This window comes from Pseudonocardia sp. DSM 110487 (genome assembly GCF_019468565.1).
Taxonomy (GTDB): domain Bacteria; phylum Actinomycetota; class Actinomycetes; order Mycobacteriales; family Pseudonocardiaceae; genus Pseudonocardia.
The window spans coordinates 1,448,542-1,468,528 of the sequence record NZ_CP080521.1 but is presented as its reverse complement, the minus strand read 5'-3'; the positions used below and the strand labels follow the sequence as shown (position 1 = coordinate 1,468,528).

Annotated in this window: 19 protein-coding genes; 7 read left to right on the top strand and 12 right to left on the bottom strand. The window is 70.6% G+C overall.

Annotated features, from left to right (window positions below; all coding sequences use genetic code 11):
- Positions 1 to 53: 53 nt before the first annotated feature.
- Genes K1T35_RS06875 through K1T35_RS06850 form a run of 6 tightly spaced genes read right to left on the bottom strand, consistent with a single transcriptional unit; the run spans position 54 to position 6,601 of the window.
- Positions 54 to 1,160, bottom strand: coding sequence for a zinc-binding dehydrogenase (locus K1T35_RS06875; RefSeq protein ID WP_220259322.1), 1,107 nt, complete (start codon positions 1,158 to 1,160; stop codon positions 54 to 56).
- A 5-nt stretch (positions 1,161 to 1,165) separates the two neighbouring features.
- Positions 1,166 to 1,900: an ABC transporter ATP-binding protein gene (locus K1T35_RS06870; protein WP_220259321.1), complete on the bottom strand. Its 735-nt coding sequence runs from the start codon at positions 1,898 to 1,900 to the stop codon at positions 1,166 to 1,168.
- Positions 1,897 to 2,772 carry an ABC transporter ATP-binding protein gene (locus tag K1T35_RS06865; protein WP_255621658.1) on the bottom strand — a complete coding sequence of 292 codons (876 nt, stop codon included), beginning with the start codon at positions 2,770 to 2,772 and terminating at the stop codon, positions 1,897 to 1,899. The genes K1T35_RS06870 and K1T35_RS06865 overlap by 4 nt, the downstream gene beginning before the upstream one ends.
- Entirely contained in the window at positions 2,769 to 4,409 is a 1,641-nt protein-coding gene (locus K1T35_RS06860) for a branched-chain amino acid ABC transporter permease (RefSeq protein WP_220259320.1), read from the bottom strand. The genes K1T35_RS06865 and K1T35_RS06860 overlap by 4 nt, the downstream gene beginning before the upstream one ends.
- The gene (locus tag K1T35_RS06855; RefSeq protein WP_255621657.1) at positions 4,406 to 5,335 is read right to left on the bottom strand and encodes a branched-chain amino acid ABC transporter permease; all 930 of its coding nucleotides are present in this window, start codon (positions 5,333 to 5,335) and stop codon (positions 4,406 to 4,408) included. The genes K1T35_RS06860 and K1T35_RS06855 overlap by 4 nt, the downstream gene beginning before the upstream one ends.
- 36 nt (positions 5,336 to 5,371) lie before the next feature.
- Positions 5,372 to 6,601 (bottom strand): branched-chain amino acid ABC transporter substrate-binding protein, encoded by a 1,230-nt coding sequence (locus tag K1T35_RS06850; RefSeq protein ID WP_220259319.1) that lies wholly within the window; start codon positions 6,599 to 6,601, stop codon positions 5,372 to 5,374.
- A 458-nt stretch (positions 6,602 to 7,059) separates the two neighbouring features.
- On the opposite strand from K1T35_RS06850, the gene K1T35_RS06845 reads away from it, so the two are divergent.
- The 3 genes from K1T35_RS06845 to K1T35_RS06835 are packed head-to-tail and all read left to right on the top strand — an operon-like array spanning position 7,060 to position 9,673.
- Positions 7,060 to 7,827, top strand: coding sequence for an oxidoreductase (locus K1T35_RS06845; RefSeq protein ID WP_255621656.1), 768 nt, complete (start codon positions 7,060 to 7,062; stop codon positions 7,825 to 7,827).
- Between the two features lie 55 nt (positions 7,828 to 7,882).
- The gene (locus K1T35_RS06840) at positions 7,883 to 8,623 is read left to right on the top strand and encodes an SDR family oxidoreductase (protein ID WP_220259318.1); all 741 of its coding nucleotides are present in this window, start codon (positions 7,883 to 7,885) and stop codon (positions 8,621 to 8,623) included.
- Between the two features lie 12 nt (positions 8,624 to 8,635).
- Entirely contained in the window at positions 8,636 to 9,673 is a 1,038-nt protein-coding gene (locus tag K1T35_RS06835) for an NADP-dependent oxidoreductase (protein ID WP_220259317.1), read from the top strand.
- Here the strand turns inward: K1T35_RS06835 and K1T35_RS06830 are convergent.
- The gene (locus K1T35_RS06830; RefSeq protein WP_220259316.1) at positions 9,668 to 10,567 is read right to left on the bottom strand and encodes a LysR family transcriptional regulator; all 900 of its coding nucleotides are present in this window, start codon (positions 10,565 to 10,567) and stop codon (positions 9,668 to 9,670) included. The genes K1T35_RS06835 and K1T35_RS06830 overlap by 6 nt on opposite strands.
- 120 nt (positions 10,568 to 10,687) lie before the next feature.
- The gene (locus K1T35_RS06825; protein WP_220259315.1) at positions 10,688 to 11,890 is read right to left on the bottom strand and encodes a glycosyltransferase; all 1,203 of its coding nucleotides are present in this window, start codon (positions 11,888 to 11,890) and stop codon (positions 10,688 to 10,690) included.
- Between the two features lie 204 nt (positions 11,891 to 12,094).
- On the opposite strand from K1T35_RS06825, the gene K1T35_RS06820 reads away from it, so the two are divergent.
- Positions 12,095 to 12,970 (top strand): oxygenase MpaB family protein, encoded by an 876-nt coding sequence (locus K1T35_RS06820; protein ID WP_220259314.1) that lies wholly within the window; start codon positions 12,095 to 12,097, stop codon positions 12,968 to 12,970.
- A gap of 12 nt (positions 12,971 to 12,982) precedes the next feature.
- Here K1T35_RS06820 and K1T35_RS06815 read toward each other — a convergent pair whose 3' ends face one another.
- Positions 12,983 to 13,348 carry a VOC family protein gene (locus tag K1T35_RS06815; protein WP_220259313.1) on the bottom strand — a complete coding sequence of 122 codons (366 nt, stop codon included), beginning with the start codon at positions 13,346 to 13,348 and terminating at the stop codon, positions 12,983 to 12,985.
- Between the two features lie 177 nt (positions 13,349 to 13,525).
- Between K1T35_RS06815 and K1T35_RS49715 the strand changes: the two genes are divergently transcribed.
- The 3 genes from K1T35_RS49715 to K1T35_RS06800 all read left to right on the top strand — a co-directional run bounded on the left by K1T35_RS49715 (position 13,526) and on the right by K1T35_RS06800 (position 15,781).
- Positions 13,526 to 13,930 carry a hypothetical protein gene (locus K1T35_RS49715; protein WP_370645319.1) on the top strand — a complete coding sequence of 135 codons (405 nt, stop codon included), beginning with the start codon at positions 13,526 to 13,528 and terminating at the stop codon, positions 13,928 to 13,930.
- Between the two features lie 114 nt (positions 13,931 to 14,044).
- Positions 14,045 to 14,629: a QsdR family transcriptional regulator gene (locus K1T35_RS06805; RefSeq protein WP_255621655.1), complete on the top strand. Its 585-nt coding sequence runs from the start codon at positions 14,045 to 14,047 to the stop codon at positions 14,627 to 14,629.
- A gap of 21 nt (positions 14,630 to 14,650) precedes the next feature.
- Positions 14,651 to 15,781: a serine hydrolase gene (locus K1T35_RS06800; RefSeq protein ID WP_220259312.1), complete on the top strand. Its 1,131-nt coding sequence runs from the start codon at positions 14,651 to 14,653 to the stop codon at positions 15,779 to 15,781.
- A gap of 458 nt (positions 15,782 to 16,239) precedes the next feature.
- Here the strand turns inward: K1T35_RS06800 and K1T35_RS06795 are convergent, their stop codons facing one another.
- Genes K1T35_RS06795 through K1T35_RS06785 form a run of 3 tightly spaced genes read right to left on the bottom strand, consistent with a single transcriptional unit; the run spans position 16,240 to position 19,831 of the window.
- Complete coding sequence (locus tag K1T35_RS06795; RefSeq protein WP_220259311.1) at positions 16,240 to 17,490, bottom strand: aspartate aminotransferase family protein; 1,251 nt, start codon at positions 17,488 to 17,490, stop codon at positions 16,240 to 16,242.
- A 5-nt stretch (positions 17,491 to 17,495) separates the two neighbouring features.
- Complete coding sequence (locus tag K1T35_RS06790) at positions 17,496 to 18,521, bottom strand: phosphotriesterase (protein ID WP_220259310.1); 1,026 nt, start codon at positions 18,519 to 18,521, stop codon at positions 17,496 to 17,498.
- Complete coding sequence (locus K1T35_RS06785; protein WP_220259309.1) at positions 18,518 to 19,831, bottom strand: MFS transporter; 1,314 nt, start codon at positions 19,829 to 19,831, stop codon at positions 18,518 to 18,520. Before K1T35_RS06785 ends, K1T35_RS06790 begins: the two co-directional genes overlap by 4 nt.
- Positions 19,832 to 19,987 lie beyond the last annotated feature (156 nt).

The following is a 19,987-nucleotide window of genomic DNA, read 5'->3' as shown; positions in this document are numbered from 1 at the left end:
CATGCTGTGCTCCCGGGCCGCTCACCCGACAGCTCATCCGTTGCTCACCCCTGCTAGGGAACGATGAGCGCCTTGACCACGCGCTGTGCCGCGACGTCCTCGAGCGCGGTCTGGGCCTCGTCGAGCGCGTACTGCCTGGTGATGAGGTCGGTCCAGGGGAACTGCCGCCCGTACCGAGCCATCACCTGGACCGATCGGTACACGTGTCCGACGTCGCTTCCCCAGCATCCGCGGATGTCGAGGTGCTTCTGGTTCAGGTCCAGGTGCGGGTTGAACATCGCGTTCCCGGCATCGGTGTACTGCCCGACGACCACGTACCGCCCGGCGTCCCGGGTCAGCCGCATGCCTTCCGGGACCGCCGCCGGCACCCCGGTCGCCTCGATCGTGACGTCGGCTCCCCGTCCACCGGTCGCCGCTCTGATCGCCGCGAGACGCTCGTCCTGCGTCGTCGAGCCGATGTCGATGACGGCGTCGGCGCCGAAGCGGGTCGCCGCGGCCAGCCTGATCTCCGGGCCGCCTACGACGATCACCTGCCCCGCTCCGCGCAGCTGGGCGAGAACGGCGGCGCACAGGCCGACCGGTCCGGCACCTTGGACGACGACGGTGTCACCGAAGGCGACCTCGCCGAGGGTCACCGCGTGCAGGGCGGTGGGCATGCCGCAACCTCCGGCGAGGAACGCGCGCCAGTCGAGCTCCGCGGGCAGCGGGATCACGTGGACGCCCGGCTTCAGATGGATGTACTCCGACCAGCCGCCGAGCAGACCGTCGCGAGCCGACAGGGTGACCCCGTAGACCTTGCGCTCCGGGCACCGGGTGGTGGCGTGCCCGACGGTGCAGTACCAGCAGCGGCCGCACGTCCCGTACACGTCGAGGAAGGTCACGACCTGACCCACCTGCAGCGGCGCCCCGGACACGTCCCGCACCACGCCGGTCGTCGGGTGCACGGGGCCGAGCGCGGCGATCTGCCCGACGCTGACGTGCCCCGGGATGATCGGGTACGGCACACCGGCGAGCTGCCCCTTCCACAGGTGCGCATCCGTGCCGCAGACCTCGCTGCCGAGGGTCTTCAGCAGGACCGCGCCGGGCTCGAGATCGGGCCGGTCGAACGTCTGCAACTCGAGAGGCGCGTCCGGTTCGGTCATCACGACTGCGGAGATCACGATGGTCACTCTCCTCTCGGGCCGGTGACGGCGTCGCCGAGGTAGGCCTCCTGGACGCGCGGGTCGGCGAGCAGCTCATGGCCCGTTCCGGACACCCCGTTGCGTCCGAGGTCGATGACGTAGGCGTACTGCGACAACGCCAGCGCGGCCAGGGCGTTCTGCTCGACCAGCAGGACTGTGGTGCCCTCGGCCTGCAGCCCGCGGATCGTCGCGAAGATCTTCTGCGTCATGATCGGGGAGAGCCCCATCGACGGCTCGTCGAGCATCAACAGCTGCGGCCGCGACATCAGCGCCCGCCCGATCGCCAGCATCTGCTGCTCGCCGCCGGAGAACAGACCCGCCTTGTCCCGCCGCCGCTGCGCCAGCACCGGGAACGTCGTGTAGATCTTCTCCAGATCCTCCTGGACGCCGTGCTCGTCACGGCGGGTGTAGGCCCCGAGGCGCAGGTTCTCCTCCACGGTCATCCGCGTGAACAACCGCCGCCCCTCCGGACTGTGCGCCACACCGCGGGCCAGGATCTCGTGCGCCGGCAGCCGGTGGATCGGCTCTCCGTCCAGCAGCACCTCACCCGACACCGGACGCAGCAGCCCGGAGATGGTGCGCAGCGTGGTGGTCTTGCCCGCCCCGTTGCTGCCGATCAGGCTCACGATCTCCCCGCGCTCGACGGAGAACGTCACCCCCCGCACCGCCTCGATCGCGCCGTAGGCGACGGTCAGGCCGTGGACCTCGAGGAAACTCATCGTCGCTCCGCTCGGTCGGGCGGGGTCCCGAGGTAGGCCTCGATGACCCTCGGGTCGCCCCGCACCTCGTCCGGGGTGCCCTCCACCAGGACCTCGCCCCGCACCAGCACGAGCACCCGGTCGCACAGCCGGAAGATGAACTTGGTGTCGTGCTCGATGACCACGACGGAGACGCCGAGGTCGCGGATCGCGAAGACCAGGTTCCGGGTGGCGTCGGTCTCCTGCGCGTTCATCCCCGCGGTCGGCTCGTCGAGCAGCAGCACCGCCGGATCGGTCGCCAGCGCCCTCGCGATCTCCAGACGGCGCTGGTCGCCGTAGGCCAGGTTGCGGGCCAGCTCGTCGGAGAACCCGGTCAACCCGACGAACGCCAGTAGCTCCGCGCTGCGCTCGGCCGCCTCCGCCTCGCTGCGCCGGAACGCCCGACCGTGCAGCAGCGACGACAACGGGCTCTGCCGCATGCGGACGTGCCGGCCGACCAGCACGTTCTCCTGGGCGGTCATGCTGGGGAAGACCCGGATGTTCTGGAACGTCCGCGCGACGCCCTGCTCGGTGACCAGCGCCGGGTCCTGCGGGAGCCGCTTGCCGCGCAGCGCCACAGTGCCCGACGTCGGCGCGTAGAGGCCGGTCAGGCAGTTGAACAGGGTGGTCTTGCCCGCCCCGTTCGGTCCGATCAGGCCGATGATCTCGCCCTCCGCGAGGCGGAACGATACGTCCGTCAGCGCTCTCAGCCCACCGAACGCCATCGTGACTCCACTTGCTTCGAGGAGCGGTCCACCACCGCTCCCCGGAGGAACCCGGGGCAGCACGTCCGTGACGGGTTCGAGCACCTCGGTGGGCGGATCGTTCGCCTGGAACAGGTCGGCGGGATTCACCGACCCTCCTCCCTGACGGTGGGTCGATGCACGTCGGGCACGAGTCCCTGCGGCCGGAACCGCATGATGAGGACGAGCGCGATGCCGAACAGGAGCAGTCGGTAGTCGGCGAACTCCCGCAGCTTCTCCGGCAGCACGAACAGGATCGACGCGCCGAGCACGGCACCCGGGACCGTGCCCATGCCGCCCAGGATCACCGCGGCCAGCAGCGTGACCGACTCCAGGAAGCGGAAGCTCTCGTACGACACCGTCGCGGTCTTGTGCGCGAAGAACGCCCCGGCGAAGCCGGCCAGCATCGCGCCGATGAGGAACGCGAGGATCTTCATCCGCCCGGTGCGGATTCCGGTCGCGCGGGCGGCGTCCTCGTCCTCCCTGATCGCGATCCACGCCCGGCCCAGCCGGGAGTCCTTCACGTTGCCGAACACGAGCATCACGGCGGCCACGACGAGCACGATCAGCACGTAGTAGAGGACGCCGGGTGGCAGCTCCAGCGGGCCGATGCCGATCGGGCTGTCGAACGTGGTGCCGAACAGCTCGACGGGTGGGATGCCGGGGATCGCGTTGGAACCCCCGGTCAGGCCACCGATGTCGTTCTGCGCGCTGCGCACGAAGATCTCGCCGAACGCGAGCGTGACGATCGCCAGGTAGTCGCCGCGCACCCGCAGCGTCGGCGATCCGACGATCGCGCCGACGAGCCCGGCCACGATCGCGGCGATCACCATGACCAGGGGGAACGGCAGCGCGATCCCCACCTGTGATGCCGCGGCACCGGACAGGTTCGCGGCCACGAAGGCGCCGATGCCGAGGAAAGCGACGTAACCGAGGTCGAGCAGCCCCGCGAGGCCGACGACGATGTTGAGCCCGACGGCGGTGGCCGCGTAGACGCCGACGTTCGCCGCGACCGTCATCCAGTACTCGGACCCGGCCTCGGTGAGCGGCAGCAGCAGCGCCACCGCCAGCAGGACGACGACGCTGAACACACGGTGCCGCTCGGACACCGCGCTGATCCAGCCGACCAGTCCGGACGCGCTGAGCGCCGCGAGCAGCCCCGCGACGGCTCCGACGAAGGACAGGAACACCGCGCCCGAGTAGCCGCCGGACGCGCTGCCCGCGCCGCCGCTGGTGAGCACGGCCGCCACGAGCAGGAGCAGCAGCACGAACGTGACCAGCAGGATCGCCCGCTCCACCCACGCGTCGAGCCGCCACTCGTAATTGGGGCCGCTGTCGAGGTCTCCCGCCATCGCCCCGGCGATCAGGAGCAGGCCACCGGCCAGCGCCACGACCGCACCGAACGCGACCTCGCCGTCGGCCACGGTGATCGCCCCGAGACCGCCACCCCGGACGGTGATGTACAGCCCGTTGACTCCGCTCACCGCGACGATGCCGATACCGACCGGCCGCAGGACGCGGTCGCGCCCCGGGATCGCGAGCAGCGCCAGCACGATCCCGGCGAGCCCGAACAGCAGCAGGTGCAGCCGGAAACCCGAGACGGCCCACGGCTCGGTGAAGAACTCCAGCGTCGCGAGCCCCGGGTACGGGCCGTCGTTCAGCACGAAGGTCGCCCACGGCAGCAGGGCGCCCAGCATCGCGAGCACGCTCCCGCCGAGGCGCAACGGCGTTGCCAGCTTCTTCGTCATGCCCGCACCCGCTCCGTCTCACCGAAGAAGCCCTGCGGCCGGAACACGAGGACCACGATCAGCACCACGAAGATCCAGACGTAGTCGTACGCCGAGCCTCCGGGCAGGTACTGCCCGCCGAGGGACTTGACCAGGCCGATCGCAAGGCCCCCCACGACGGCGCCGCGGATGCTCCCGATCCCACCCAGCACCGCGGCGGTGAACGCGAAGATGCCGTTCTGGAAGCCCATATCGACGTTGATGTTGTTGAGGAACCCGCCGTAGAGCACACCGGCGATGCCCGCCAGCGCGCCGCCGAGGACGAACGTCAGCACGACGACCCGGTCGGGGTCGATGCCCATGAGCCGCGCGACGTCCCGGTCCTGGGCCGTGGCGCGCATCGCTCGCCCCGTCCGGGAACGCTCGACGAACAGGTGCAGCGCCACGGCCAAAGCCAGCGAGACCACGATCAGCAACAGGCCCGAGTACGAGATCGGCACCCCGTCGCCGATCGGGACGACCAGCGTGCCGGTCACGAACACGTCGGGGAACGGGATGGCCGCGGTGGCGCCGGGGTAGCCGACCCGCACCGCTTCCTGCAGCGCGACCGAGACACCCAGCGCGGTGATCAGGGGAGCGAGCCTTGGTGCGTCGCGCAACGGCCGGTAGGCGAAGCGCTCCATGAGCAGCGCCACGCCCGCCGCCCCCGCGGCCCCCGCGATCAGGAGCAGCGGGAGCGCCAGGTACCACTGCCGCTGGACGAACACGGGCAGCAGGTAGGTGAACATCGCCAGCCCGCTGTAGGCGCCGACCATGAAGACCTCGCCGTGCGCGAAGTTGATCAGTTGGATGACGCCGTAGACCATCGTGTAGCCCAGAGCGATCAACCCGATCAGCGAGCCGAACACCAGCCCGTTGACGATTTGCGACAGCAGCGTGGACAGCAAGCGGGTAGCCCCTCCACGACCTCGTGGGGACCGAGGTCAGCTCGACGACGTGAAGGTCCCGGTCTCCAGTGGAACGAACTCCTCGCCCTGCACCGAATAGATGGTCAGCACCTTGTTGGTGGTGTCGCCGAACTCGTCGAACGCCACCGTGCCGCTGGCGCCCTTCAGGTCGGTCTGCTGCACCGCATCCACCAGGCGCCGGCGGCTGGAGTCGTCGAAATCGCCACTGCGCACCACCTTCGCCAGCCCGGTGATGATCACATTCGCCGCGTCGTAGGTCATCACGCCGTACGCGCTGGCCGGCTCCGCGTAGCCCGCCGCCGCATAGGCATCCGTGAACGCCTTCGCGCTCGGCAGGCTCGCGGCCGGCGCACCGATGTTCGTGGCCAGATCGCCCTGCCGCCCGCCCAGGGTGACGTACTGCTTGTCGGCGATACCGTCGCCGCCCATCACCGTGACGTCCAGACCCGCGTCCGCGAGCTGCTTCGACAGCGGCCCGGCCACCGGGTACTCACCGCCGTAGTACACCGCGTCCGGCGCCTGCCGTCGGATCTTCGCGATCACGCTGGAGAAGTCGGTGTCCTTCTCCCCCACCTTCTCCCGAGCGACGATGTCGGCCCCCAGCCGCTCGGCCTCCACGACGAACTGCTCGGTCAGTCCGACGCCGTAGGTCTTTCCGTCGTCGATCACGGCGATCTTCTTCTTGCCCGCCTCCCGCACGAGGTACTGCGCGCCGAACGGACCCTGCACGAGATCCGTCGTCGACAGCCGGAAGTACGTGGGGAACGGTCGTCGGGGCGCCGTCGTCGCCGCCTCGCCCAAGGTCAGCGCCGGACCCGTGTTGCCCGACGACACCTGGACGATGTTCCGCTGCGCCAGGATCGGAGCCACGGACTGCGCCGTCGAGGAGTTGTAGGTCCCGACCACAGCCGCGATGTCGGGATCGGATGCCAGCTTGGTCGCCGCCTGGGCGGCCACCTGCGGTGTGCCCTGGTCGTCCTCCGGCGCGAACGCCAGCCGGTAACCCGGAACCGTGCACTTCTCGTTCGCCTGGTCGATGGCCAGGTCTGCCGAGTTCCGCATGCCGAGGCCGATGGCCGACAACCCACCCGACAGCGGCGCGATCAAACCGACGACCAGCGTTCCCTTGCTGGTGTCGCACGACGATCCGGCGGCACCCTCCGAACGGTTCGTACCGCACGCCGCGAGCAGTGCCGCCCCGACGAGCACCGCGACGGGCGCGATGATTGCGCGTTTCCCACTCATTTGAGTTGCCTTTCTGGGGAGCGTTTCGAGCGACCGTTCGACACCGCAGGCGCAGTCATGCGGTTCCTCGACGGCCGGATTCGAGCACCGCGCCGTGCTCGTGGCCCCATCGTCCGCACCCCGTTGTTCGCGGGACAGACCAATCACTGCTCATCACTGCTCAGCCCGCACAAGGCACACGCGCGTGCACCGGTCGGCCGCCGCGCTCGGAGGTGCTCACCCCGGCCCTGATCGAGCGGGTGTGGAACGCGCGGGCGAGGTACACGTGCGGCCGGGGCCGCCTCCATCCTGCGCCGGTCGCCTGCGGAGGGGCGAGGCGCCATAGGGATCACCTATGGCGCCTGCTGACATTTCGTCTTTGCGTCTCGAGCTTTTCCGGACGTACCGTGAAACAGCTCGACAAGCTGCGGAAGATTCGCGCTGGCAGGGACGAACACGTAATCGAAAGGACTTGAGGCATGACCATGGTCGAAAATGGATCGGGAACGCGAGAACTCGCGGGAAAGCGGGCCCTGGTCACAGGTGGTTCTCGCGGCATCGGGGCGGCCATCGTGCGCCAGTTCCTGGAGGCGGGCGCCGAGGTGCTCACGACCGCCAGGTCGGAGCCGAGCATGGTGCCGGAGGGGGTTACCTTCGTGAAGGCCGACGTGCGGACGGCGGCTGGAGCGGAGGCGCTCGCCGCGGCCGCGCAGGAGGCGCTCGGCGGCGTGGACATCCTGGTCCAGAACGTGGGTGGGGCGCGACCGTACAAGGGCGCGCTGGCCATCCCCGACGAGGTGTGGCAGGACGCGCTCGACCTGAACTTCCTGGCGTCGGTGCGGCTGGACTCGCTGCTGGCACCGGGGATGCGGGAGCGGGGTTCTGGGGTGATCGTGCACGTCTCGTCGGCCGCGGTCCCCACCGTGGCACCACCGTTCCTGCACTACGTGAGCGCGAAGGCGGCGCTGGAGGCCTACAGCCGGGGACTGGCGTCGGAGCTGGCCCCGTTCGGAATCCGGGTCAACACGGTGTCTCCGGGCAGAACCGCCACCCCCGGCGGCGAAGCGACGCGGGAGCAGTGGGCGCGCCTGGATGTGGCGCCGGGCGCGAACAACACCACACCGCTGGGGCGCGATGGTCAGCCTGACGACATCGCCAACGCGGTGCTGTTCCTCGTGTCCGACCGGGCGAGCTGGTTGACCGGGAGCAATCTCTTCGTGGACGGCGGCGAATTCCCAAGGGGCTGACGCCGCCGACATTCCGGAACGCCAGTTCGAAGCGAAGGAACGAAGGAATCCTGGCATGGCTGAGTACAGCGACAAGAATGTAGTGATCACGGGTGGCGGCAGCGGCATGGGGTTCGCGTTGGCCAAGCTGCTGGTGGACGGCGGAGCCCGGGTGGTGATCACCGGTCGTTCACAGGCGACGCTCGCCGCCGCGCGGGATCTCGGTGAGAATGCGGTGGCCGTCCGCGGCGATGTGGCCTCGTTGTCCGATCTGGATGCACTGGCCGACCGGGCGAAGGGCGAACTCGGCACGCTCGATGCCCTGTTCGTCAACGCGGGCATCGCAGGCGCCACGCCCTTCGAGTCGACGACCGAGGAGGTGTACGACGAGCTGTTTTCGGTCAACGTCAAGGGCGCCTACTTCACCGTGCAGAAGCTCGCCCCGCTGCTGAGCACGGGCGCAGGCGTCGTCCTCACCACCTCGGCCGCGAACGCCATCGGCATGCTGGACACCAGCGTCTACGCGGCCGGCAAGGCGGCGCTGCGCTCGATGGCCCGCAGCTTCTCCCGCGAACTGCTTCCGCGCGGAATCCGGGTCAACGCGGTCAGCCCCGGCCCCATCGACACGGGGATCCTCGAGAAGACGATGACCGAAGAAGCCGCCGAGCAGTTCAAGGCGCAGGTGGTCGCGGAAAATCCCATGCAGCGTTTCGGCACCCTCGACGAGTTCGCCAGGGCGGCTGCATTCCTCGCCTTCGAAGCCACGTACACCACCGGTGCGGAATTCACCGTCGACGGCGGCCGCACCCAGCTCTGAGAGGCCCTCGTCATGATCGTCCAGGGACCATCCGCCGTCGTCCTGCGCGCGCACCGCACGGACCTGGCGCAGCCGCCGAGCTCGGTGCTCGAGGTGGTCACGCTCCCTCCGCGGGAGCCGGCCGCCGGCCAGGTTCGGGTGCGAAACCTGTTCCAGCAGGTGATCGCGGCCAGCGGCGATCTGATGTTCGCGACCAGCCAGATCCCGGTGCCCGCCTTCCGGGTCGGCGAGCCGCTCTACGGCCCCGCGATCGGCAGGGTCGTCGAGTCACGCGCCGACGACCTGCCGATGGGCACCGTCGTGCTGCACATGTCGGGCTGGCGCGAGGAGAGCATCCTGGGTCCGGGCGAGGCGTTCCCCGTGCCCGACAACGTCTTCCCCGGGCCCGAGTACGTGCTCAACCAGGGCGTGCCCGCCTACCACGGCATCGTGGACATCGCCACCGTCGGCGAGGGCGATGTCGTCCTCGTCAGCGGCGCGGCCGGCGGCGTCGGGTCGATGGCCGCGCAGATCGCCAAGGCACGTGGCGCAGCGTCCGTCATCGGCATCGCCGGCGGACCCGAGAAGACCCGCTACCTCGTCGCCGAGCTCGGCCTCGACGCCGCCATCGACTACCGGAGCGACGACCTCGACGACCGGCTCACCGAACTCGCCCCCGGCGGCATCACCGTCTTCTTCGACACCATCGGCGGCTCCCAGTTCGAGGCAGCGCTGCGGCACGCGGCGCCGGGTGCCCGATTCGCGCTGTGCGGCACCCTCGCCGGACAGATCGGCGGCGGCGACGGCGGGCACCCCCGCCTCGACCTCATGACCGCGATCGCCCGCGAGGTGCAGATCCACCCCTTCAGCACCAGGCACACCCCCGAGCAGATCGAGGCCTGGAACACCCACTACGCCAAGTGGCACGGCGAGGGCCGGATCAGGTTCGCACGCACGCTCCTAGACGGCCCACTCCAACGCGCTGTCACCGCCCAGGACGAGCTCCTCGCCGGTGTGCACCGCGGCAACGTCATCGTGCGGCTCGCCGGGTCGGCAGACCGAACCTCATGACACCAATGAGATGGGGGCGGCGGCGTTGTACCAGCTCTCCTGACGCAGGAGCTCGAGCAGGGCCGTCTCCGCCGGGCCCGCATGTTGCCGGACCACGACGATGACGGGCTGGGACACAGCCGGGAACATCGGGCGCACGAGGTGCTCGTAACCGTGGGGGACCGCGGAGGCCGGGACCAGCGCCACCCCCAGCCCGTCGGCGGCCCAGCGCACCGCCGTCGCCGTCTGCGACACGCGGGCGGCCGTGGCCGGGGCCGGGTCGTTGTCCCGCAGCGCGTACAGCAGCACGGCGTCGAGCCCGCTGTCGCGGTCGAACCTCACCCACGGCTCCCCCTCCAGCGCGCGCAGCTCGACCCGGTCCGCGGCGAGCTGCGGGTGCCCGGCGCCCAGCACCACGACGAACTCCTCGTCGCCGAGGCGGTGGGCGTCGGCGGGGGTCCGCTCGCACTTCGCCATCAGGGCCAGGTCCAGCACGCCCCGGCGGCACAGCCGGTCCAGCTCGGCGGAGCTCGGCTCCTCGAAGACGGTGACCTCCACCCGCGGGAAGCGGCGGCGCAGCGCACCCAGCGCGCCGGGCAGCTGCCGCGTGCCGAAGCCCAACTGGGCCGCGACCACCAGCTCGCCCTCCAGGTCGTCGGCACCGGCCCGCGCCGTCGCCCTCGCCCGCCGCGCCGCCCTCACCGCGACCTCCGCCTCCCGCAGGAACCCGCGGCCGGCCACGGTGGGCACCAGTCCGCTCGGCGTGCGGGCGAACAGTTGCACGCCCAGTTCGCGCTCCAGGTTGCGGATCTGCTGGGACATCGACGGTTGAGCGACGCGCAACAGCTCCGCCGCCGCCGTCACCGAGCCCACCTCGGCAACGGCCAAGGCGTACTCGAACTGACGAAGGCTCATCGACTCCCGTCCCTCCCTGCGGCAGGCCGCGGTCCGCTCCCGTTGTAACGGATAGGAACGCTGGTCATTCCGCCACCTGGTCGATCGGGCTGATGAGCTTCCTCGCCGCCACCGGTGCACCTACTCGTCGCGGCCGGCAAACTGCGTGACTCCAGCCGCATCCGCGGGCTCCTCGCGGACAAGGCCAAGAGATCGGGCGCCTGCCGTCCAGTGTTCGTGGCGTCGCAGGAGCAGTTCGAGCACCTCGTAGGCCGAGTTCATCCCTGCGATCTCCGTGGCCATGCTCGCGGCGCCGGCGGCGATCGTCGGATCGGAGAGCACCTGCTCGACCGCGCTGCCGATCTCATCGGGAGACTCGACGATCCTGGCCGCACCCGCGGCGGCGGCCCGCTCGGCGTTGACCGGCTTGTCCAGGCCCATCGGCAGCAGGACCATCGGCCGGGCGGCACTCAGCGCGGCCAGCACCGTGCCGGCTCCGGCAGCGGAGACCACCACGTCCACCCCGTCCAGCAGCTGCCCCATCGAGACGAAGCCGGCGAGGTGTACCCGGGAGTGGTCGATCCGCCGGTCACCGAGGTCGGTTGCCGAATGGGGGGCGACGAGGACGTTGACGTCCAGCCGGGCCAACGATCCCAGGATGGCTGCGAGGGTGTCGGGGTCGTCGACAAGTGTTCCCAGCGTCACCAGGACGAGCGGGCGGTTCTGCCTCCCCTGGAACCGCGGCCGGATCCACCTCTCGCCCTCCTGCAGGTGCGGCTCTGGTCGGATGGCGATCCGCTCGGCCGGGTAGGGATCGGTGTCGCGCAGGAGGCTGTCGGGCCACGGATCGATGTAGGCGATGGGCGGCGTCAGGGCCAGTCCGCGCTGGGCGAAGCGGGCGGTGGCGGCCTGCTCCAGCGCGAGTGCCAGTTGCTCGTTGGGTGGGAGGCTGCCTCCGTGCACCGCCCAGGCGACGCCCTGCGCGGCGGCGGCGAAGGGGCCGAGGTAGTCCACCACGTCGGCGACGACGAGATCAGGGCGGAAGGTGTGTGCGGCGGCCAGCGCGTCGTCGGCACCCAGGTTCAGCCGGGACTCGACGAAGAACTCCACCGCCCCGACCGTCATGTCCGTCAGCGGGTCGACCTCGGCTCGGCTCCCGACGTCCTTCAAGGTCTCACCCAGCGACGGGCCGGCAGGCAGCAACCGCATCGGAGCGGCCGCGGCGGCCATCGACGGATGGGTCAGCACCGCCGTCTCGTGCCCGGCGCGACGGGCTGCTGCGGCGAGGGGGAGCATGGGGAGCAGATGCCCGAAGGCCGGCGTGCTGGAGAACAGGATGCGCATGGCGGTGCTCCTGGAAGGCGTGACGAGCTGGCAGGGAGTAAGCCTCCGGCGGGGGCAGCTCCCGTTCACAGGCCACTGGCTGGCCACTTGTGCTCGGCAACGCCCCCGCGTCAACCGATCCGCCCCTAGAAGGACGGCGCGGACGGTGCTGTGCTGGACGGAGCAGCGGCGGGAACCCCGCCGCCCCGGACCGCCGGGAGCGCCGTGACCGTACGCAGAACCCGCCCCGACGACGGCCTCTTCGGACCCGGCTCCATCACGTGGCGCGTGCACCTCGAACCCGTGCTCTGGGTCGGCGGGTTCCGCGCGCTGCTGCTGCAGTCGCTGCATCCCCGCGTGATCCGGGCGACGTACCAGAACTCGGCTCTGTTCGACCCTCGCCGGGCGAGGTCGCGTTTCCACCGAACCGTCGAGTTCGTGGGCGTGCGCACGTACGGTTCCAACGCCGACGTCGAACGAGCCGCGGCGCGGGTACGCAGGCTGCACGCCGCGCTCCGCGGCCACGACCCGGACACCGGCGAGACGTTCCGCATCGACGAGCCGCCCTACCTCCTGTGGGTGCACTGCGCTGAGATCGACTCCTACGCCGACATCGCTCTGCGGGCGGGTGTGATCGACGAGGGCGAGGCCGAGCAATACCTCGCCGAGAGCGTGCGCGCCGCGCGCGTGGTGGGGCTGCGTGATGCACCGGCCTCCCGGGCCGAGATGCAGGAGTACTTCCGGCGCACGAGGACGGCGCTCAGATTGACCGACGAGGCACGCATCGCCGTCGGCGGGATGTTCGCGCCGCGCGGCCAGGCGCCCACCGCCACAAAGGTGGCGCTGCCTGCGCTCGCCACGCTTGCGATGGCGACGCTCCCGCGGTGGGCCCGGCGGATGTACGGACTGCCCGGCATCCCGACCACAGACCTGGGCGCCACGATCACCCTGCGCGCCCTCCGGCTGGCCACCAGCCTGCTGCCCGACGCGCCCGCCCCGCCTGACATCGAGCGGGCCCGCCGGCTTGTGCGTGATCGACCACGAGAACGGCACACCGTCGCCACCGGAAGCAAGGTCGGGCAACCTGGCCGACGGCGGTGACGACGAGGAAGCTCATCCGTCGACAACCCAACAGAGGCAGAAGGGATGGCCGGCAGGATCGGCATAGACCTGGAAGTCACCACCCGGCGTGACCTCCTTCAGGACTCGGGCGCCCAGTGCCATGACCGACTCATGAGCTGACGGGAAGTCGTCGACCCACAGGTCGAGGTGGATCTGCTGCGGCGGCGCGCCGTCCGGCCAGCCCGGGGCAACATGGTCGGGCGCCAGCTGCACACCGATCCGAGGTTCGCCTCCGACCATCACCATGTGCCAGTCGCCATCCCGGTCGACTTCCCCATCGAGGACTCCAGCCCAGAACGCGCTCTCGGCATCGAGGTCGGCCGCATCGAAGGTGACAACCTGCCACTTGATCCGCATGAAAGCGATCCTGGCAGGACCGTGGCGCTTTCTGTGCAGACCGGCCCCACCCTGGCTGGTAAGGGTCCGTCGCCCGACGCGAGCGCTGCGCATCAGCTCGTAGGCCCGGGGATGGCCAGCTCTGCCGGCGCCCGCCGCGGTACGTAAGGTGATCTTGTCGTGGGGTGGAGGGATGGCGTGTCGATGGGCGAGAGCGAGCTCTGGCACCAGGACGCGACCGCGCTGGCGGAACTGATCCGTACCCGGCAGGTGTCCGCGGCGGAGGTGGTGCGGGCTCACCTCGACCGCATCGAAGCCGTCAACCCGAAGATCAACGCCGTGGTCACGCTGCTCGCCGCGCAAGCACTCGCGGCCGCGGTGGCCCGGCTGCGGGCCGCCGGCGCGCTCCCGCTGGCCAAGACGAACCTGCCAGAGTTCTCCTACTGGACGAGCTTGGCCTTTCACTCAGTCCCGCGTTCCGAGTGCTGGTCGACTGGTCCACGGACAACATGCCGAGCGTGCACCAGGCTCGTGCGCGCTACGACCAGGCGGGGCGCCCGATGCCGGCCTGACACCGAAGGGTCGTCGTCGTGCCCAACCTGAACCAGGCCTCGCTATGACGGTGCCAGGCGAGCGATGAGAACTTGATCAACTAGGCCATGTCCCGCTGCAACGTATGCCTTGTTCGTTGCAACATTTTCGCCGTACGCTGCACAGGTGCGTGGCGGCGATCAGCATGAGCGGCCCTGCGCCGCCTCGGCGCTGCAGCTGGCCCGCCGTACCTTCATGGCAGGGGAGCGGATCGACGTCCAGCAGCTGGCCGCGGCGCTCGGCGTGGACCGCACCACGCTGTTCCGCTGGGTGGGCAACCGGGATCAGCTGCTGGTGGCCGTGTTGACCTCGCTGGCCGACCCCACCCTGCGGGATGCCGCGTCCGCCGCGACCGGCACCGGACCGGAGCGGATCGCGCAGGCAATGCGGCTGTTCTCCCAGGCCCTGATCGATGCGCCGTACTACCGCAGCTTTCTGCGCAGGGAGACCGAGCGCGCGCTACGACTGATCACCACTCGGGCCAGCCCGCTGCAGCAGCACGTGGTCGGTTCCGTCGAGCGGATGCTGGAGCAGGAGCGCGACCGCGGCCACCTCGACCCCGCCATGGAGTCGCGCGACCTGGCGTACCTGGTGGTCCGGATCGTGGAGTCGTTCGTCTACGCCGACCTGATCACGGGCGAGCAGCCGGACGCGGAGAAGGTGGAGCTCGCCGTGGCCGCCCTGCTGCGCGGCGCCGGAACCCGACGCTGAACCCGACGAGGAGGAACATCCATGGCCGATTTGCAGGGCACCTGTGCCCCGCGGTTCGACGCCGTCCGCCAGGCGTTGCAGCTCAACATCGACTCCGGCGAGGAACTGGGCGCGTCGCTGGTGCTGGACATCGACGGTGAGCGGGTGATCGACCTGTGGGGCGGCTTCCGCGACCAGGCACGCACCGTGCCCTGGGACGAACACACGATCACCAACCTCTGGTCGGCCACCAAGACCGTCACCAGCCTGGCCGCGCTGGTGCTCGTCGACCGCGGGGATCTGGACGTGCACGCGCCGGTGGCGAAGTACTGGCCGGAGTTCGGCGCCCACGGCAAGCAGCACATCGAGGTACGGCACCTGCTGGCGCACACCTCCGGGGTCTCCGGCCTGGAGCAGCCGGCCACGGTCGAGGACCTCTACCACTGGGACACCGTCACCGCCCGGTACGCCGCGCAGGCCCCCTGGTGGGAGCCGGGCACCGTCTCGGGCTACCACGCCGCGAACTACGGGCACTTGATCGGCGAGCTGGTCCGGCGGATCACCGGGAGCCCGCTGAGGCAGTTCGTGGCCGATCAGATCGCCGGGCCGCTCGGCGCGGACTTCCAGATCGGCGCGGCCGAGGCCGACTGGGACCGGATCGCGCCGATCGTGCCGCCGCCCCCGTCCGCCTTCGAGCTGCCCCCGGACAGCCCGGCCGCCAAGACCTTCTCCGGCCCTCCGATGATCGCCGACTACGCCAACACCGCAGACTGGCGGCGGGCCGATATCGGCGGGCTCAACGGGCACGGCAACGCCCGCTCGGTGGCCCGGATGCTGTCCGTCGTGGCCCGCGGCGGCGAGGTGGACGGCGTCCGACTGCTCCGGCCGCAGACCATCGACCTGATCTTCGACGAGCAGGCCCGCGGCGTGGACCTCGTGCTCGGCATCCCGCTGCGCTGGGGCATCGGCTTCGCGCTGCCCGAACCCGACACCCTGCCCTGGATCCCCGACGAGCGGATCTGCTTCTGGGGCGGCTGGGGCGGCTCCATGATCATCATGGATCTCGGCAGGCGGCTGACGATTTCCTACATGATGAATCGGATGGCGCCCGGGATCATCGGCTCGGAGCGCAGCGCCGCCTACGTCCGCGCCATCTACGACTCCGTGGGGTAGCCGTATGAACACCCGCTATGCGCAGGTGTGCTGCGCATCTGGGTTCGGTTCCCCCTTTTGAAAACGGTCGGGTCGACGGAGCCGGGGTGTCGGAAGGATCTCGAGCTGCACGGCTCCTTTCCGCGCTTCCATCTCCCCTCTGCCCCGGCTCGCGGATAAGCAGGCCACCATGGACGCATACATGTGCCCGCACCGGAGAACTACGCGCCCTCCACTGGGGCGAAGTCGACCTTGATGGCCGACCCAGCGCCATGCCGTCGGTCCCGCCATCGATCGCGGTCTACCGATCCATCCGAGCAGGCGGGGACACCAAAACCGGGAAGTCACGCCGACGGCGTGTCGACGTCAGATGCGACCACACCCGGGTCGAGACTGCGCGCGACAATCGATGGGTGTCCCGCTGTGCGGAGGTTTCCGTGGCGTCGCAGGCCGGGTGGGTGTTCACCGCGGCTGGGTTGTCAGGTGTCGTCGGCGATCCGGGCGAACGCACGCGTGTAGGCGGCCGCGACCTCGTCGAGGTCGGTGTCGGTGAGTGCGGTGGACAGATTGATCATGCCGCGCGGGGTGGTGTAGACGCCGTCCAGCAGCAGCGTCAGGTGCAGTGCGGCCAGGCACTCGGGCGGGTCGAGGTGGACGTTGAGGATCGAGCCTGCCCGGGTCACGTGGGCGTCCACGCCAGCCGCGGCCGCCGTGATACGCGCCGCGAGCCGTTCCCCGGCGGTGGTGAGCCGGTCGATCGCCGCGCCGTCGAGGTGGTCGAGCGTCACGAGGCCGGCGACCGCGGCCGCGAGGTGTCCGTTGAACGTGCCCGCGTGGGCGACGTGACCGGGTGTCCGTGACCCGACGGTCAGTGCGAGCAGGTCGGCGCGGCCTCCGACGGCGCCGATCGGGAAACCGCCTCCGATGACCTTGCCGAGCAGCGTGAGGTCCGGCGCGAGTCCGAGCTCGCCCTGCTGGCCGGCGACGCCGTTGCGCAGCGACTGCACCTCGTCGAGGACGAACAGCGCGCCGCGGGACCGGGCGGCCTCGGCGACGCCGGCCAGGAAGCCGGGTGTCGCCGGGCGCACGCCGCCGGCGCCGAGGAACGGCTCGGCGAGCACCGCGGCGACGGGCTGGTCCCCGGCGAGCAGCCGCTCGGCGGCGGCGAGGTCGTTCCACGGCGCGACGACGACGTCCGGCGAGTTCGGCATCAGCGCGGTGGCGCTGCCGTGGTAGGCCCCGTCGAACAGGAGGATCCGGGACCGTCCGGTGGCTCGCCGGGCGATGCGCGTTGCGAGCAGCGCCGCCTCGGTGCCGGAGTTGGTGAATCGCACGCGCTCGACGGAGGGGATCCGCTGGCAGAGCCGCTCGGCGAGGGCGACCTGGTGATGGTGCGGGCTGGCGAAGACGACCCCGCGGGGCAGGAGGTCGGCGACGGCATCGGTGACCGGGGCGAACGCGTTCCCGTGGACGAGCGCCGTGTAGTTGTTGACCAGATCCAGGTACATGTGCCCGTCGACGTCCCACAGGCGGGCGCCGCAGCCGTCAGCGAGCACGACGGGGTACGGCGGGTAGCTGGTGACGGCGCGGGTCTCGCCGCCGGGCAGCACCCGCTCGGCCCGGGCGAAGGCCGCCGCGGAAGCCGGGGTCCGGTCCCGGTACTCGGCGACGAGCCCGGGGCCGGCGATCGCGGGCGCGGGCATTCGGGTGGTGGAGGTCGGCTTGGGCATGGCTCCTACCGGGTCGGGGTGAGCAGTCGCCGCGGGGCCTGCCGGATCATGCGGTCGGCGTCGTCCGGGGTGAGGCCGCGGGCGGTCATCAGCGGGAGTACGCGCCGCAGGATGTGGCCGTACCCCTCGCCGCCGTAGCGGGTCAGCTGGGTCTTCCGGCAGATGTCCTGCGCGATCACGATCCGGTCGCCGTGACCGGCCTCGACCAGCGCGCGGATCATCCGGACGCGGGCGCCGTCGTTGGGCAGGTCGACCGAGGGGTCCTGCGGGTAGTAGCTGGTCTCGGTGCCGAACAGGTCGAACTCCAGCACGCATCCGGTGTCGGCGAGGGCCAGCATGTCGTCGAGCTCGAACAGTGTGCGATCGACGTGCGACATGATCGTCCGGGTCGGGTCGCCGCCGGCCGCGACGACGGTCTCGACGTGCCGCCGCGGGGCGTCGCGGTGCCGGCCAGGGTGGACGAGCAGCGCGACGCCCGTCGCTGTCTGCGCTCGCGCGGCAGCGGCGAGGACCCGTTCCTCGACCGGGTCGGTGGGCCAGCTCATGCCGATCTCGCCGATGATCCCGGCGCGGATCCCGGTGTCGGCGACCCCGTCGACGAGGTCGCCGACGATCTCCTCGGTGATCTCGTCGGCGCTGCGGGCGGCGAGCCCCGGCGGGTGGAAGGCGCTGACGTAGTACCCGCTCCCCATCACGACGTGGGCCCCGCTGCGTTCGGCGATCTGCCGCAGCGCCGCCGGGTCGCGGCCGAGACCGAGCGGGGTGGCCTCGACGATCGTGCCGCCGCCCAGCGCGACGAAGTCCGCGAGCTCCGCGGCCGCGACGTCCGGCTCGTCGAGTCGCATGTCATGGCTGTGCCGTCGGTCGGTGCGGGCGGCGAAGGCGTTGTGCAGCGCGAGCGGGGTGTCGTCCGGGTCCGTGACGTATCGGGACAGGTCGCAGATCAGGTGCTCGTGCATCTGGACGTGGCCGAGCCGGTTCGGGGCGACCGGCCCCAGCACAGTCTGGACGGCAGTGCCGGACGGCGTCACGACGGTTCCGCGGTGAGGTCGCTGCGATAGGTCTCGCGGGCGAGCCAGGCGGCCACGGCGGTGACCGCGCAGGTCGCGGCCATGAAGACCGAGATGTAGATCGCGTTCGGCGCACCCCCGGCGGCGGCGAGCAGGCTGCCGGCGATCAGCGGGGCGAGGCCACCGCCGATCACCGACGCCACCTGGTAGCCGACGGAGGCTCCGGTGTAGCGCGTGCGGGTACCGAACAGCTCCGAGAGGAGCGCACCCATCGGGCCGAACATGATCGCGTGCGTCCCCATACCCAGGGCGAAGGCGAGCAGTAGCAGGCCCGGCGAACCGGTGTTGACCAGTGGGAAGAGCAGGAAGGCGTTGAGCCCCAACAGGAGCGCGCCGGTGAGGTAGACCGGCCGCCGTCCGATCCGGTCCGACAGCGCGGCGAACAGCGGCACCCCGATCATGGAGGCGACCGAGCCCACGATCAGCCCGTTCAGCGCCTCCGCGCGGGAGAAGCCGACCTGCGCGGCGTAGGACACCACGAACGAGATCAGCACCGAGTTGGCGGCGAACGGGCCGAACCCGATCAGCGTCGCGAGGAGCGCGTCCTTGGGCTGCTCGCGCATGAGGGTGAGGATCGGCGCCTTCGGGCGGTCCGCCGTGCGGGCCTCGGCCTGCTCGAACACCGGGCTCTCCGCGACGCCGAGCCGGATGAACAGGCCGACGCCGATCAACACCACGGTTGCGATGAACGGTAGCCGCCAGCCCCAGGACAGGAACTGCTCCTCCGGGAGCGCCGCGACCAGCGAGAACGCCGCGGTGGACAGCAGCAGGCCGGCGGGCGAGCCGATCTGCGCGACGCTGCTCCACAACCCGCGGCGCCCTGCGCCGGCGTGCTCGAGCGTCATGAGCACGGCGCCGCCCCACTCCCCGCCGACCGCGAAGCCCTGCACCAGGCGCAGGGCGATCAGCAGGATCGGGGCCCAGATCCCGATCTGGTCGAACGTTGGCAGCAGCCCGATGCCCAGGGTGGACAGGCCCATCAGCAGGATGCTGGCGACCAGCATCCGTTTGCGCCCGATCCGGTCGCCGAAGTGCCCGAAGACGATCCCGCCGAGTGGTCGCGCGAGGTAGCCGACCGCCAGGGTGCCGAAGGCGGCGATGGTGCCGGCCGCCGAGCTCAGCTCGGGGAAGAACAGCACGTTGAACACGAGCGCCGACGCCGTGCCGTAGAGCAGGAAATCGTACCATTCGACGACGCTTCCGATGAAGCTGGAGATCAGAACGCGCCGATTCGACGCCGTGCGTCGATCGTGTCCGGCGACCACGGTCATGGCTGCTCCCCTGGGGCTCTCCTGTACGTGGGACAGGATGTTCCTTGTACGGCGGACAGGAGTCAAGGCTGGTTTTCGGAAATGTCACACGACGGTCCCCGTCGGTAACGTATTGTCCCGTGTACAACGAATGTGCAGACGATGTCGCCCCGAAGG